The organism is Rhizobium sp. 01T417, from assembly GCF_056398905.1.
In genome coordinates this window covers 59,895-73,764 of record NZ_JBFTQH010000018.1, presented here as the reverse complement: position 1 = coordinate 73,764, position 13,870 = coordinate 59,895, and the positions used below count along the sequence as shown (strand labels likewise).

At 60.3% G+C, this 13,870-nt stretch carries 18 protein-coding genes and 2 pseudogenes; 8 read left to right on the top strand and 12 right to left on the bottom strand.

Annotated features, from left to right (window positions below; translation table 11 throughout):
• The first annotated feature begins 29 nt into the window (after positions 1 to 29).
• Complete coding sequence (gene tlpA / locus AC1DPR_RS18555; protein ID WP_113470286.1) at positions 30 to 692, top strand: thiol:disulfide interchange protein TlpA; 663 nt, start codon at positions 30 to 32, stop codon at positions 690 to 692.
• Here tlpA and AC1DPR_RS18550 read toward each other — a convergent pair.
• Positions 670 to 999 carry a hypothetical protein gene (locus AC1DPR_RS18550; protein WP_192241130.1) on the bottom strand — a complete coding sequence of 110 codons (330 nt, stop codon included), beginning with the start codon at positions 997 to 999 and terminating at the stop codon, positions 670 to 672. The two genes, tlpA and AC1DPR_RS18550, sit on opposite strands and share 23 nt — an antisense overlap.
• Before the next feature lie 140 nt (positions 1,000 to 1,139).
• A complete protein-coding gene (locus AC1DPR_RS18545; protein ID WP_477816850.1) occupies positions 1,140 to 2,042 on the bottom strand; it encodes a hypothetical protein in 903 nt (300 codons plus the stop codon).
• A 125-nt stretch (positions 2,043 to 2,167) separates the two neighbouring features.
• On the opposite strand from AC1DPR_RS18545, the pseudogene AC1DPR_RS18540 reads away from it, so the two are divergent.
• Positions 2,168 to 2,312 (top strand): annotated as a pseudogene (locus AC1DPR_RS18540) (TlpA family protein disulfide reductase); the annotation flags it as partial.
• An 82-nt stretch (positions 2,313 to 2,394) separates the two neighbouring features.
• On the opposite strand, the gene AC1DPR_RS18535 reads toward AC1DPR_RS18540, so the two are convergent.
• Together AC1DPR_RS18535 and AC1DPR_RS18530 are read right to left on the bottom strand one after the other, a co-directional pair.
• Complete coding sequence (locus AC1DPR_RS18535; protein WP_477816871.1) at positions 2,395 to 3,075, bottom strand: redoxin family protein; 681 nt, start codon at positions 3,073 to 3,075, stop codon at positions 2,395 to 2,397.
• Between the two features lie 374 nt (positions 3,076 to 3,449).
• The gene (locus AC1DPR_RS18530) at positions 3,450 to 3,743 is read right to left on the bottom strand and encodes a cupin domain-containing protein (protein WP_477816849.1); all 294 of its coding nucleotides are present in this window, start codon (positions 3,741 to 3,743) and stop codon (positions 3,450 to 3,452) included.
• A gap of 10 nt (positions 3,744 to 3,753) precedes the next feature.
• On the opposite strand from AC1DPR_RS18530, the gene AC1DPR_RS18525 reads away from it, so the two are divergent.
• Positions 3,754 to 4,635 carry a LysR substrate-binding domain-containing protein gene (locus AC1DPR_RS18525; protein ID WP_477816848.1) on the top strand — a complete coding sequence of 294 codons (882 nt, stop codon included), beginning with the start codon at positions 3,754 to 3,756 and terminating at the stop codon, positions 4,633 to 4,635.
• A gap of 254 nt (positions 4,636 to 4,889) precedes the next feature.
• Here AC1DPR_RS18525 and AC1DPR_RS18520 read toward each other — a convergent pair whose 3' ends face one another.
• Together AC1DPR_RS18520 and AC1DPR_RS18515 are read right to left on the bottom strand one after the other, a co-directional pair.
• The gene (locus tag AC1DPR_RS18520) at positions 4,890 to 5,138 is read right to left on the bottom strand and encodes a hypothetical protein (RefSeq protein ID WP_477816847.1); all 249 of its coding nucleotides are present in this window, start codon (positions 5,136 to 5,138) and stop codon (positions 4,890 to 4,892) included.
• Positions 5,139 to 5,180: 42 nt separating this feature from the next.
• On the bottom strand, positions 5,181 to 5,696 hold the full coding sequence (locus AC1DPR_RS18515; protein ID WP_477816846.1) for a DUF6428 family protein: 516 nt from the start codon (positions 5,694 to 5,696) through the stop codon (positions 5,181 to 5,183).
• Between the two features lie 42 nt (positions 5,697 to 5,738).
• Here AC1DPR_RS18515 and AC1DPR_RS18510 point away from each other — a divergent pair, with 42 nt between their 5' ends.
• The 5 genes and pseudogenes from AC1DPR_RS18510 (at position 5,739) to AC1DPR_RS18490 (ending at position 9,212) form a co-directional block, all read left to right on the top strand.
• Positions 5,739 to 6,092, top strand: a complete 354-nt coding sequence (locus AC1DPR_RS18510) for an ArsR/SmtB family transcription factor (protein ID WP_018857800.1) — start codon at positions 5,739 to 5,741, stop codon at positions 6,090 to 6,092.
• Between the two features lie 30 nt (positions 6,093 to 6,122).
• Positions 6,123 to 6,811 (top strand): annotated as a pseudogene (locus AC1DPR_RS18505) (aquaporin).
• The gene (arsC, locus tag AC1DPR_RS18500; RefSeq protein WP_477816845.1) at positions 6,808 to 7,236 is read left to right on the top strand and encodes an arsenate reductase (glutaredoxin); all 429 of its coding nucleotides are present in this window, start codon (positions 6,808 to 6,810) and stop codon (positions 7,234 to 7,236) included. The pseudogene AC1DPR_RS18505 and the gene arsC overlap by 4 nt, the downstream one beginning before the upstream one ends.
• On the top strand, positions 7,211 to 8,407 hold the full coding sequence (arsK, locus tag AC1DPR_RS18495; RefSeq protein WP_477816844.1) for an arsenite efflux MFS transporter ArsK: 1,197 nt from the start codon (positions 7,211 to 7,213) through the stop codon (positions 8,405 to 8,407). The genes arsC and arsK overlap by 26 nt, the downstream gene beginning before the upstream one ends.
• Before the next feature lie 274 nt (positions 8,408 to 8,681).
• On the top strand, positions 8,682 to 9,212 hold the full coding sequence (locus AC1DPR_RS18490; protein WP_018857804.1) for a hypothetical protein: 531 nt from the start codon (positions 8,682 to 8,684) through the stop codon (positions 9,210 to 9,212).
• 92 nt (positions 9,213 to 9,304) lie between these two features.
• Here AC1DPR_RS18490 and AC1DPR_RS18485 read toward each other — a convergent pair whose 3' ends face one another.
• From AC1DPR_RS18485 to AC1DPR_RS18460, 6 genes are all read right to left on the bottom strand, one after another.
• Positions 9,305 to 10,186 carry a 3-hydroxybutyryl-CoA dehydrogenase gene (locus AC1DPR_RS18485; protein ID WP_025662821.1) on the bottom strand — a complete coding sequence of 294 codons (882 nt, stop codon included), beginning with the start codon at positions 10,184 to 10,186 and terminating at the stop codon, positions 9,305 to 9,307.
• A 148-nt stretch (positions 10,187 to 10,334) separates the two neighbouring features.
• Positions 10,335 to 11,264: an electron transfer flavoprotein subunit alpha/FixB family protein gene (locus AC1DPR_RS18480; protein WP_477816843.1), complete on the bottom strand. Its 930-nt coding sequence runs from the start codon at positions 11,262 to 11,264 to the stop codon at positions 10,335 to 10,337.
• An 18-nt stretch (positions 11,265 to 11,282) separates the two neighbouring features.
• Positions 11,283 to 12,044, bottom strand: coding sequence for an electron transfer flavoprotein subunit beta/FixA family protein (locus tag AC1DPR_RS18475; protein WP_169681343.1), 762 nt, complete (start codon positions 12,042 to 12,044; stop codon positions 11,283 to 11,285).
• A gap of 171 nt (positions 12,045 to 12,215) precedes the next feature.
• On the bottom strand, positions 12,216 to 13,004 hold the full coding sequence (locus tag AC1DPR_RS18470; protein ID WP_477816842.1) for a rhomboid family intramembrane serine protease: 789 nt from the start codon (positions 13,002 to 13,004) through the stop codon (positions 12,216 to 12,218).
• 42 nt (positions 13,005 to 13,046) lie between these two features.
• Positions 13,047 to 13,625 carry a cob(I)yrinic acid a,c-diamide adenosyltransferase gene (locus AC1DPR_RS18465; RefSeq protein WP_477816841.1) on the bottom strand — a complete coding sequence of 193 codons (579 nt, stop codon included), beginning with the start codon at positions 13,623 to 13,625 and terminating at the stop codon, positions 13,047 to 13,049.
• 25 nt (positions 13,626 to 13,650) lie between these two features.
• Entirely contained in the window at positions 13,651 to 13,854 is a 204-nt protein-coding gene (locus AC1DPR_RS18460; protein ID WP_018857810.1) for a twin transmembrane helix small protein, read from the bottom strand.
• Positions 13,855 to 13,870 lie beyond the last annotated feature (16 nt).

The following is a 13,870-nucleotide window of genomic DNA, read 5'->3' as shown; positions in this document are numbered from 1 at the left end:
CTTGAAGAACGCGTGTCTCGGAGAATGAAATGACGACAAGAAAGTCCCTGCGCCTGCCATCCCTGAAGCTGATCGGGATCGCGGCCGTCGCAGGCATTATTGCCGGTGCGGCAGCGGTTTACATCAGGGAAGCCGGGTCTGGCAATGGCAGGACGCAAACGGCCTCGGGCGAATGCGCGGCGACAAAGGAGATCGCCGCGAGAATCGCGCCGCTGCTCAAGGGACAGGTGGCGGCGATGGTCGCTCCTGACGAGCACCGCAGGCTTACCACCGTTTCCTTCAAGGGCGCGGACGGCAAATCGATGACGCTCGACAATTTCGCCGGCAAGACCGTGCTCTTCAATCTCTGGGCGACGTGGTGCGTACCCTGCCGCGAGGAAATGCCGGCGCTGAACGCGCTCGAGAAGGAGCTGGGCAGCGACAGGTTCCAGGTCGTGCCCGTCAACATCGACACCGGCGACGACGAGAAGCCGAAGGCCTTTCTCAGCGAGATCGGCGTAAACGCGCTGCAGCTTTACCGCGACAACACGATCGAGGTCTTCAACAGCCTGAAGAAGGAAGGCCTCGCCTTCGGCCTGCCGGTCACGCTTTTGATCGACGGCAAAGGCTGCCTGATCTCTGCGATGAACGGCCCCGCCGCCTGGGACAGCGACGATGCCAAGGCGCTGATCAAGGGCGCGATAGGTTCGTAAGCTGTGTCTGAGCACTTTGACGCGTTTGAAGAAAATACCAGTCGACCTTGCCTGGCGTAAACGCGACAGCCGCCCGCTTTTCCCACAATGGTGTTGTATGGTCACCGACAACGAGGATATCCGTCGATGGTAGCTTTGGATCGGCTGCAATCTCGGAAATCTTGTCGAAAACCTCTGCCCAGATCTCGGTCAATTCGCAAACGCGCTGGTTCTTGATGATTGCTTCGTTGGTCCTGCAATGAAGCTGGCCGCCAGGTTTCGCGACGTAGGGTATGTGCGAGTTAAGCGTCAACCAGTAGACTATCATCGGCTGCGCGCTCTTGGCCAGAAGACGGAGATGAACTGCGTCACCAACTTCGCCATCACAAAGGCCGTTGAAGACGCTGCCGCATCGGGATGGGAAGAGCTGCCGATCGCGTGCAAGGTCGTCGAGGAAATGGGATTCTTTTATGCCAATCCGGGGGTACCAGACATCTCGATCGAACATTTCGCTGGAATAGCCGTGGTAGGAGATTGTAGCGAAACCCCTTTCGGCAAGTTGTCGAGGAAGGCAGTCGTATTGTTCGGCGCGCAAATAGTCGGTGAATTTCCCCATCGCCCGCATAGTTCGCGTGACTCGGCAGAGGTGGTTGAGCCCTCAAAGTTGCTTCTGCCGGAGAGTACGCTGTAGCCCGCTTTAACTGCTGCACTTTCAAATTTGCTGGCCAAGAGGGCTTTCATCCCGGGGTCGGAAAACGAGCCAAGCCCTTCCACTATGACGATCAGCAGGTTCCGTCCGCGCTTGGTTATGCTTTCGGCATCAAGGCCGTTCAGTGCCATCGCACTTTCAAAATGTGAGGCAGGCTGTTTTACGTATAAGCGATTGACGTAGCCATCTGCCACGGGCAGCGCAGCGGCCAGGATGGCCGCGGGCAATGGCGAGGCAGCGCAAAGCGCCTTTCTATGCCGGTTTACGAGCCAAGCTGTTCCAAGCGCGTTGAAAAGAAAAAGAGAAATTGCGCCGATGTAAAAAGCAGATGCGGCGACATCGATCGATGCAAGATAGCGAATCGTATGAAAGGCGGTTGCCAGGGGTAAGTAGAACATGACTGCGACCACCAAGCTTAAGTCGATAATCGCCACGAGCCCGAAAAGGACATAAACAAACGGTGGCCGCAGCCAAAGGGAAATCATCGCTGCCAGGAAATAAAGGGGAGGCGAAACCAGCCGGTAGACAAGAAAGTACGGAGTTGCGAGCAGGAAGATCAAATTCGGCACGACCACTGCCACCAGTGCAAGAAGCCATGTATTTGGCTGCGCCAGCCTTTTCAGCATGTCGTTCGAAGCGCTTTTCTTGCTCGTGCTGTTCATCGATGTCCCTCGGCTCGATCCAAGGCTAATCAATAAACCTTCAGCAATCGTATATGCTTTTGAGCGACTTTATTTAGCGGACACAACCAGAAGCCCGTCGCGGTGGCCGTCGAAGCCGCGGCGAGGTCTTCAACAGCCTGAAGAAGGAAGGCCTCCCCGTCACGCTTTTGATCGACGGCAAGGGCTGCTTGATCTCCGCCATGAACGGCCCCCGCCGCTTGGGACAGCGACGATGCCAAGGCGCTGATCAAGGGAGCGATAGAGTCGTAGGCAAGGCGGCTTATGGCCGCTTGCGTGCAGAACAGCGGATGGGCTAGGTGGCATCTGCTACACCACTCGGAATTCTTCGTTGTTAATCTGCGATTTGAGAAGCTGCCGACAGAAGTTCTTCGGGATTGAGCGCCTGGCACACATTTCGCCCCTCGTCTTCGACCTCCGTGAAGCTCCAACGCACCACACTTTCTCGATCGAGCAAGAAGTGACCGACAAGCTGCATATGTCCGGTGAGGCTCACCTGCCGATCGGCTTCCGTAAATTCGTACCGGTCCTTTTTGTTGAGAAGATCACCTGCTGTGGGCGGGGCCATTGGTTCCGGCAACTCTCCCGGTCGATCGACCCGCATTGCCATGACCACGTCCATTCCAACCTTGTATGGCCAGTCGGTCTCATTGTGGGTGAACTCGAGGACGGGCAAGCCGAAGGCGCGATGCAAATTCCGTTCCGGGTCGGATGCCGCAAAAAGATTGGGTATCGGCTGGTAACGGAAATAGAGTCGCGCGCGTTCTACCGGGGTGCTTACAACGACCAGGGATTCGATGCCTTTCTCGCGCAGCGTCGAGCTGAGCTGTGCCATAGCCGCGACATGGCGACGGCAGAACGGACAGTGCAGGCCCCGAAACAGACCGATCAATAGCGGGCTGCGGCCGCGAAAGTCATCAAGTGCGATCTTCCCTTCGCGTGAGATTGCATCCAGCACAAAGTTCGGAGCTTGGTCGCCCGGTTGCAACAGATGTTCGACATGGCACACAGACATAAACAACCTCCTCGCCGCGGGGATCAGAAAGGCACCACGACAAGTGCTTTGAAGTCGAGCCCGCGTTGGGCGCTGCCGAGGTCGAGATTCAGCGTTGCAGGCCTGACCTCTCGTCTTGGCGAACCGCCAGGATCGATCCTGAGAATGGCCCCACATTGGCCGACGAGCAAGCGCTAAACAGCAAAACTGGTCTAGCTCTGCGGGGCGCCTGTTGGACGGCGGCGAGGGCGGCCAGATCTCCACATGAACGGCCCGCCGCCTGGGATAGCGACGAGAAGGCGCTGATCAAAGGTAGGTGGGGACGTCGCCTTAGGAGAGCGGCGGCCCGACGATCGCGATATGGTTTTCGGCGCAGCAGCGCGTGAGCGCGTCGATCATCTCGGGAGACGGGCGGTCGCGGCGGGAAGTTCGGCCTTGTCGGCGACCTGGCTTGCCTGCCGCAGCATTGTCTCGAAGTCATCGCCACGCGTGATCGTCAGGCAATGGGCGCCGGCGACACTTTCGACCCGAAAGCTGTGCGGGATACCCTTCGGAGCAACCAGTGTCTGCCCCGCGCTGGCGCGAACCTCTCGCTGCCCGATTTGGAAGCGCATCTCGCCTTCGAGCAAATGGAAAACTTCATCTTCGCGATGGTGAACGTGCAGAGGCGGCGTCTCTCCCCATGGCATCCAATGCTCGATGACGCTGATCTTGTCATCGCTTGCCAGGGATCGTATCGGTCTCAGTCAGCCGGCCGTGAGTGCGGCGTTGAACAGGCTTCGCCACCTCTTCAACGACAATCTTTTCGCGCGGCAGGGAAACGAAATGCTGCCCACGCCCAGGGCAGTCGAACTTGGTGAAAGGGCCCGCCTGGCGCTCGCGGAAATCGAGGGAATGATCCGCTCGGTCCGCGGCCTGGAACTAGGCGAACTCGATCGGACCTACACGCTGTTGGGGGCCGACTTCTTTTCCATGCTGTTGATGCCCCAGTTGGCGCGAAAGGTGCACGAACAAGCGCCGAATGTGCGCCTGCGTTTGCTTGATAGCGCCAGGGGCGACGTCGCAAGGCTGCTTCAAGAGAATGCGGTCGATATGGCCCTCGAGCGTCCGCTCGAGTTACCGGATTGGGTATCAAGCGCGCTGCTTTTTCAATCGCCCTTCGTCATCATCGCATCACGAAACAACGAGGCCATTGCAGCGATTCCGGACGGCGGACAGATTCCGCTCGATCTCTTTTCCCGCTTGCCCCATGCTATACGTTCGATCGATGGGACGCTTTCCGGCATGGTGGACGAGGCTCTGAAGTCGCACGGGCTTCGTCGTAACGTGACGCTTGCGCTCCCGCATTTTCAGGGCGTGGCGCTCGCCGTTGCCGCCGGCTCGCATGTCGCGGCGGTGCCCGTGCAGTTTGCGAGAGCGGTCAAGGCGCAGCTCGACCTGATGGTCTTCGAACCGCCAATCGATATTCCCGCGCCGCACGTGAACCTCTACTGGCACTCCCGCTACGACCAGGATCGAGCGCATCTGTGGATGCGATCGCTGATCGTGACGACGGTCTCGGAGTTGGGGTTCCCCATTTAAAGGCAAGCCGGCGCCAAGCGGGCCAAAGCAGGATCGCGCCAGCGAAGTCCATCACCGTCTTTTATGCGATGCTTACATCGGGTGCCCGTCCATCCAATCGAAAAGATATGCCCGCACCGATGATCTTAGCCGGTGCGGTCGATCATCTGGCCGCTTGAACAGTCATGCAGTTTTGCTGGAAGGATGAGGCGATGTACGGTCGCTGGTGGTTATATTACGTCGCGGTGCAATCGCGTCAGGCGGCTCAAGCGCAATCATCTGGGCACACCGATAAGCACGAGGTTGCCTTCGATCGCGCAGACGATTGCTGGATCTTCGCCAGGCTTGCACTCGTTCTTGCGGTCTTCTTCGCCGGGCTGGCTTGCATTCTTTGGGTCGCAAGCTGATCGCTGGCTTTCCTCCAAGGGCGAAGACGGCAACCGCCGACGCTCGACGGTTTCGCCGGCAAAGGCCGCGATTTTCAGTCTTCGGGTGACGGGTGACGTCGTTGCCGCTCCGATCATCCGTCAGCGTCTCCTATCCGTCGCAAGCAGTCAGTGGTGGATTTAGCCACAGCACTTGGTAGCAGCATTCGCCGGCCCGCGGCAGGCCGTCTCTTGGGCTTGCTTCGCCAGCCACCGGTCACGCGGCTTGCAGCTTGCCGCGCGGGGAAGGAGTTCAACCTGCACCACACCGTTGCTGATGACCGGGATCGAGGCGCAATAGAGCTGCATCGGCTGCACACCATCGCTTACCTCAAAGGTCAGCTTCGCCGAGCCATCAAGCTGCACATGTTCGGAAACCTTGCGAATGATGGCGGCGAACTTGCCGGCCGGCATGTGGGTGCGGTCGCCCTCCTCGATATCCCAGAGCTGAACGAAAGTCTCCGCCCAAGCTTCCGGGTTGGCTCCGCAGTCGAGTGCCGAAAACTGTCCGGCCTTGACCTCGGTGACGCGATAGCCCGGCTTCGCCAACCGACCGTCGTAGCGGAACGCCAGAGGCAGATCTGGAGACGTTGCCAGAGCCTCAAGCAGAAGGCCGAGGCTGATATCTGAAGACAGGGCCTTGTCGATCGCATTCATCTGAGGTACTCCTTGTTTCAACATTTCAAGGATTATTGAATTATGGATGAACGTCAAGCCCTCGCTTCGTTCGGCGCGCTGTCTCAGGAGACCCGCCTCCAGATCGTCCGCATGCTCGTCGTTGCCGGCCCCGAGGGCATGGCCGCCGGGACAATTGCGGAGAAGCTCGAACTATCGCCCTCGAACATTTCCTTCCATCTGAAGGAGTTGGACCGGGCGGGCCTTGTCAGCCAGCAGCGCGAAGCCCGCTCGATCATCTACACCGCCAATTACGATGCGCTCGGCGGCCTCGTGCGCTTCCTGATGGAAGACTGCTGCGCCGGCCATCTGGAAATCTGTGCGCCGGCTGCGGAAATCGCTGCCTGCTGCCCGCCCGGCAAGGGAAAAATTCAATGAACGTCCTGATCTAGTCCGGGACCTGAGGCCATGACATCTTTTCCGCTCTCCAGTCGCCTTGCCTCGGAGGCGTTGGGCACAGCTCTTCTGGTCGCAACCGTGGTCGGCTCGGGCACCATGGCGGACAGACTGACGACGGACACGGCGCTTGCGCTGCTCGCCAACACGCTGGCAACGGGGGCGATCCTCGTTGTGCTGATCACCATCCTCGGGCCGATTTCCGGCGCTCACTTCAATCCGGTCGTGTCGCTGGTTTTCGCGCTGCGCCGTGAGCTGACTGCCATGTCTACTCTGGCCAATATCGGTGCACAAATCCTTGGCGGCGTTGCCGGAACGCTGCTCGCGCATGCCATGTTCGGACTGCCTCTGCTGCAGGTCTCGACCACCATCCGCACCGGCAGCGCGCAGTGGCTGGCCGAAGTGACTGCCACGTTCGGCCTCGTCTTCGTCATCCTCGCCGGTCTGCGCTTTCGTGCCGATGCGGTGGCATGGCTGGTCGGCCTCTACATCACGGCGGCCTACTGGTTCACCGCTTCGACCTCATTCGCCAATCCTGCGGTCGCTATCGCCCGCTCGCTGACGAACACCTTTTCCGGCATCCGCCCGTCGATCTGCCGGGTTTTATTGTCGCGGAAATCCTCGGCGCATTGCTGGCGAGTTGGCTGCTGATGGAAGCTCGCAATCCTCAATCACTGACTGAAACGGAACCTGCGCCATGACAATCGACGTCACGATCTATCACAATCTGAAATGCGGCACCTCGCGTAATACGCTGGCAATGATCCGCAATGCGGGCATCGAACCTGTGGTCGTCGAATACTTGAAAGATCCGCCGGGCCGTGAACAACTCATCAAGATGATCGCGGATGCAGGCCTGACCGTCCGTGCCGCGATCCGCGAGAAAGATACGCCCTACGCCGAACTCGGACTCGACAACCCTGACCTGGCCGATGACGAGTTGCTCGATGCCATGTTGAAAGACCCGATCCTGATAAACCGTCCCTTCGTCATCAGCCCGCTGGGCACGCGCCTCGCCCGGCCTTCGGAGGTCGTCCTGGTTATCCTGCCCGGCACCCACAAAGGTCCGTTCGCCAAGGAAGACGGGCAGCAGGTTCTCGATGCCCAAGGTAAACGCCTTGTCTGAACGCGTGCCGCTTCTGGCCGTGCTGGCGCTCGGTGTGACACAGATCATCGGCTACGGCACCCTCTATTACAGTTTCAGCATTCTTGCTCCCGATATGGCCGCGCAGTTTGCCTGGTCGAAGGAATGGGTCTTCGGCGCTCTCTCTGCGGCGCTTCTGGTCGGCGGCCTGACGGCTCCGTGGTTGGGAGCGCTGTTTGACCGGATCGGCGCCAGCCGGGTGATGGCTACGGGCTCTTTTATTGCTGCTGTCTCTCTGGCCGCCTGCGCTCTCGCGCCCGACAAGGCCGTGTTTGTTGCCGCGCTCATCGCCGTCGAAGTTGCCGCAAACCTTGTTCAGTACGGCGCAGCCTTCGCGCTGCTTGTGCAGATCCGGCCACAGGTTGCATCCCGCAGCATCACCTATCTGACGCTGATTGCCGGTTTTGCCTCGACGATTTTCTGGCCAATCACCGCGGCGCTGAATGCGCATCTTACGTGGCAGAACGTTTATCTGATCTTCGCCGTTCTCAACCTGGCCATCTGCCTGCCGATCCATGCATGGCTGTCGCGCAGCAGGAGCACGCAACGGACGACGGCGGCATTGGTCGCCGCCCAGCGAGTGGAGGGGATCTTGCCACCTGCTCGCCGCCGGCTCGGCTTTGCCATCATGGTCAGCGGCTTATCACTGATGTCGCTCGTCAGTTCGGCCACGCTGGTGCACCTGGTGCCACTACTGTCCGGCCTTGGACTCGGCGGAGCCGCTGCCCTCGTGGGGACACTCTTCGGCCCATCGCAGGTCAGCAGCCGGCTGATCAACATGGTCTTCGGTAAGAACCTGCCGGCAATCCATCTGGCGGTGATCGCGGCCATGCTGATTCCGGGCGGCGTGTTGGTGCTGCTGTTCACGGCTCCGTCCGTGCCGGGTGCGATGGCTTTCGCCGTGATCTTCGGCATGGGCAATGGCCTGCTGAGCATCGTCAGCGGTACGCTGCCTCTGCATCTCTTCGGCAGCGACGGTTACGGCAAGCTGCAAGGGAGAATGATGGCAGCGCGGCTGATCCTGTCGGCGCTTGCGCCGTTCGTCCTGGCTTTTGCGATGGAGAACTTCGGCATCACACAGTCACTCGGCACGGCCGCTGCTTTAGGCGTGCTTTCCATCATCGCGCTACTTTCCATCCCGGCGTTGCGATAATTGCGGTTGGCGCACCGCCGACCGGAAGCCGTGGCCGGGTCGCGAACGCCGGCAACCTGGAGTACTTCTATCGCAGTGACCGTGCGACTAGCGACACTGAAAGTCTATTGCCGACCTTGCCGTCAGCGCTAGGTTTGTGAATCGGACACAGTCGCGCGGATAAGTTGGACCCGCGACCGAACCAAGCTTTCGAAGCTCTAGCTCGCTTTGCTGGTGCGCAGCGAGCCCTCTCGAACCAAGTCGGTGTACTGATGCGATAGCGTAGGAGGCGTAGATGGCAATTTCGCGCAAGCAGGCAGAGCGTTTGCTAACGGCGGACGAATGGCAGCTCGTTCAAAAGACTCACCATCCGGCAATGCAGGATTTGTCGGATACAGATCTCTCTGATCTCGCCAAGCGAATCCGTGAAAGGCGCGATCGTGCGCAAAGCGAGGCGAACAGACAGCGCAGGGAAATGAGAGGCAAGGCGCAACCCAAAGGGGCGACACCGGCACGCAAGGATACAGGCACGAGAGGCAAACTCGAAGTTCTGGCCATGGGCGTGCGCAGCGTGAACGCAGAACAGGCCCGCCGGCGTCGAATGCTTGCTAAAATTCAGATGGTCGAGAACATGCGCGCCGCGTTGGCACGAAGGAAAGAAGCGAAAAGCGAGAAGGACGAGTCATTTAACACGCGGCAGGCCCACGCAGGCATGCACTCGATCGAAAGCACAAAGCGCAAAGATCTCATCCGCCCCATGGAGCGCGGTAGACTGCGGAAGGCGAGCGCCGTTTCGCAGGCGAAGCGCGATGCTCGCGGCGCATAGGTTCTGGTTTCGCCAGCTCATCAGTTTCGGCGGACAACCTTCGAACGGCAAGAATGAAACGAGACCGTGCGGATCGTCGAGATCGGTTGGCGTCAGCGGGTCGGGATCGGCGTATCGCCGCGATAATCGTAGAAGCCGCGCCCGGACTTGCGGCCGAGCCAGCCGGCTTCGACATATTTCACCAGCAGCGGGCAGGGGCGATACTTCGAGTCAGCCAGGCCGTCGTGCAGCACCTGCATGATCGACAGGCAGGTGTCGAGGCCAATGAAATCGGCAAGCTGCAGCGGCCCCATCGGATGATTGGCGCCTAGTTTCATGGCGGTGTCGATGGCGTCGACGGTGCCGACGCCTTCGTAGAGCGTGTAGATGGCTTCGTTGATCATCGGCAACAGGATGCGGTTGACGATGAAGGCCGGGAAATCCTCGGCGACCGTCACCGTTTTCTCCAGCGAGGCGACGAAGTCCTTGGCGGTTGCGAAGGTCACTTCGTCCGTCGCGATGCCGCGAACCAGTTCCACGAGTTTCATGACCGGCACCGGATTCATGAAATGGATGCCCATGAAGTGCTCGGGGCGGTCGGTGGCGGAAGCGAGCCGGGTGATCGAGAGCGAGGACGTGTTGGTGGCAAGGATTGCTTCCGGCTTCAGGACCGGACACACTTGGGCGTAGATCTTGCGCTTGACGTTTTCGTCTTCGGTCGCGGCTTCGATCACGAGATCGGACGCGGCAAGATCGTTGATGTCGGAGGAGCCGGAAATCAGGGCGAGGGTGGCGGAACGCTCTTCGTCCGTCATCTTGCCGCTCGTCACATGGCGGGCGAGGTTGCCGTTGATGGTGGCCAGGCCGTGCTGGACGCGTTCCTCGGAGAGATCGTAGAGCTGGACCTTATAGCCTGCATCTGCCGAAACCTGCGCGATGCCGCAACCCATCTGGCCTGCGCCGATAATGCCAATCGTCTTCAACACCGCGTTCATCTCCAAACCCCCGCTCGGCATGCGCCGCCGCGCTGCCGCATTTTTCTAACAAAACTGCCGGGCAAATGATCGCCCGGCAGAAGTAGTAGCCCTTAAAAGGATAATTTTCCAGTCATTCGCAAGTGCGAAATAAGGGCATCTGCACGCATCAGAGCGCCTTCTGCAGTTCCGGCAGTGCTTCGAAGAGATCGGCGACGAGACCGTAGTCGGCAACCTGGAAGATCGGCGCCTCCTCGTCCTTGTTGATGGCAACGATGACCTTCGAATCCTTCATGCCTGCGAGGTGCTGGATGGCGCCTGAGATGCCGCAGGCGATGTAGAGATCAGGAGCGACGACCTTGCCGGTCTGGCCGACCTGCCAGTCGTTCGGGGCGTATCCGGCATCGACGGCGGCGCGCGAGGCGCCGACGGCAGCACCGAGCTTGTCGGCGACCGGCAGGATGACTTCCTTGAACTTCTCGGCAGAGCCGAGGGCACGGCCACCGGAGATGATGATCTTCGCAGACGTCAGTTCCGGACGGTCGGAGGCCGACAGCGCGTCCTTGACGAAGCTCGACAGGCCAGGGTTGGCCGCGGCCGCAATAGCTTCGACCGGGGCAGAACCGCCTTCGGCAGCGGCGGCGAACGACGCGGTACGCACGGTGATGACTCGTCTGGCGTCGGTCGCCTGTACGGTCTGGATGGCGTTGCCAGCATAGATCGGCCGCTTGAAGGTGTCGGCAGAGATCACTTCAATAATTTCCGAGACCTGAGCGACATCGAGCAGGGCCGCGACGCGCGGCATGACGTTCTTGCCGGTCGAGGTAGCGGCGGCGATGATCGTGTCGTAGCTTGCTGCCAGCGAGACGATCAAGGCGGACAGTGGCTCCGCCAGGTTATTGGCAAGCTCGTCGCTTTCAGCGAGCAGCACCTTGGAGACGCCCGACAACTTGGCGGCTGCATCGGCCGCAGGTCTTGCGCCCTTGCCGGCGACAAGCACGGTCACTTCGCCGCCGATCTTGGCGGCAGCCGTCAGCGTCTTGGCGGTCTGGTCGGAAAGGCTGGCATTGTCGTGGTCAGCCAGAAGAAGAATAGCCATGATATTTCCTTTCGACCCTTAGAGAACGCCGGCTTCGACTTTAAGCTTCTCGACCAGCTCGGCGACCGACTTGACCTTGACGCCTGCCTTGCGGCCGGACGGCTCCTCGGTCTTCAAGACCTTCAGACGCGGCGCGGTGGAGACGCCGAAGTCGGCCGGCGTCTTCTTGTCGAGCGGCTTCTTCTTCGCCTTCATGATGTTCGGCAGCGAGGCGTAGCGCGGCTCGTTCAAGCGCAGATCTGATGTGACGACGGCCGGAAGCTTGACTTCGATCGTCTGCAGGCCGCCATCGACCTCGCGGGTCACCTGGGCCTTGCCCCCAGGGCCAGCAACTTCGATCTCGATCTTCGAGGCGAAGGTCGCTTGCGCCGTGCCGAGCAGGGCCGCCAGCATCTGGCCGGTCTGGTTGCTGTCGTCATCGATCGCCTGCTTGCCTGTGATAATCAAGCCCGGCTGTTCGGCGTCGACGACGCCCTTGAGGATCTTGGCCACAGTGAGCGGCTCGACGGCATCGTCGGTCTCCACCAGGATGGCGCGGTCGGCACCCATGGCAAGTGCTGTGCGCAGCGTCTCTTCGGCCTTGGCCGGGCCGATCGAGACGACGATCACCTCCTCGGCCTTGCCGGCTTCCTTCAGCCGCAGCGCTTCCTCGACCGAGATCTCGTCGAACGGGTTCATCGACATCTTCACATTCGCGAGTTCGACGCCTGTGCCATCCGGCTTCACGCGGATCTTCACGTTGTAATCAACCACCCGCTTCACGGGGACGAGAATTTTCATGGGGTCCTTCCTTCAACTCTTTCGCCAAGAAAATGCGCGTTTCGGCGCTGCTCCGATTGTCGAATGGCGACATGGATACGCGTTTTTCCTCCAAACACAACGCTTCCATGGCGCAGATAGGCAAATTGATCCCGTGGATATATTACGCTTACGTTCACGTCAATATTGGAGTTATTGCTTGTCCCAAGGCAGGCGCGGGCGCAGCTGTTGGCCGGGCGTCACGACCATCGTCGGGTTGGCGGCTGGCCGGTTTTTGACAGCCCTGGGCGTGACGACCTCCCGATCGAATAACGGGACGCCGCGGCGACGCATCAGAAGGACCAACAGGCCGCCGGCGACGATGCCGCCGACATGGGCGCCCCAGGAGATGCTGCCGTCGGGTTCCAAGACCAGCATCACGAATTGCTGGCCGATCCAGAGAAGGAGCGGCACGAAGGCCGGCAAGGGCAGCGGGACGCGCATCAGCACCAGCACCCAGACCTTCACGCGGGGATGCAAGACGACGTAGGCGGTGACCACGCCTGAGATCGCGCCCGAGGCGCCCACGAGCGGCGCTTCCGATGTCGGCCCCACAAGGCCATGGACGAGAGCGCCGGCGGCCGCGCAGAGCAGATAAAAAATAAGAAAGCGGAAGTGCCCCATCGCATCTTCGACATTGTCGCCAAAGACCCACAGGAAAACCATGTTCGGCGCAAGGTGCCAGAAGCCGGAATGCACGAAGGAATAGGTGATGTAGGTTAGCGGTTCCGGGATAAGGGCCAGCGCCGGCGCCAGCCTGGCGTGGTTAAACGCAACCGCGGGAATGTAGCCCAGGCCGACAATCGTTGCCTGCGACGCGGACTCGTTGGCGACCACCCCGGTGAATAGCCAAACCGCGAAATCCATCGCGATCAGCGCCATCGTCACCCATTGGACCTTGATATGCTTCAGCGTATTGGCATCGTGCAGCGGTATGAACATGAAGCCTGCCCTGGCGTTCGCGCCACATAGTCGGGAAGGAGCCTACCTGTTTTTTCCCGGAACCCAAAGCACATCCGCATGGCCGCGGTCATTGGCGTGGCGGGCGGCGACAAACAGGAAGTCCGAAACGCGGTTGACGTATTTCAACGCGGCATCGCTGACGACCTCGCCATCCGTGCGGGCAAGCTCGACCATCAGCCGCTCGGCGCGGCGCGCGATCGTGCGGGCGAGGTGAAGATGAGCGGCAGCCGAGTGACCGCCCGGCAGCACGAAAGATCTCAAAGGTTGCAGGTCAGCGTTCAATTCGTCGATGTCGTTCTCGATCCGCGAGACCTGGCTTTCAACGATGCGCAGCGGCTCGTGTGCGGGCAGTTTGCCATCGTCCGGCGTTGCAAGATCGGCGCCGAGATCGAAGAGATCGTTCTGGATCAGTGTCAGCATTCGGTCCAGGACCGGCATGCCCTGCATGTGAAGCCGCGCGACGCCGATCGCGGAGTTGGTTTCATCGATGGTGCCGTAGGCTTCGACACGCAGATCGTATTTCAGTCGACGCGGCCCGGAAACCAGGGCCGTCGTGCCGTCGTCGCCGGTCTTCGTGTAGATCTTGTTGAGCCTTACCATGCCTACCCCCTTCTTTTTCCCCGCCTTAGCTAGGGCGGCCGCCGCCGGTCAGCCAGAGTGTCAGCATGATGAGGAGCACTGCGATCGCCTGCAGGAGCACGCGCAGCTGCATCAGCTTGTTGGAAAGGTTCGGATTGCCGCCCTTCATCATGTTGAAAAGACCGCGAATCAGTACGATGGCGACAATGCCCATGACAATGATCGCGAGAATATAGGTGACCGTGGACATGCTGGCTTTGGCTTTC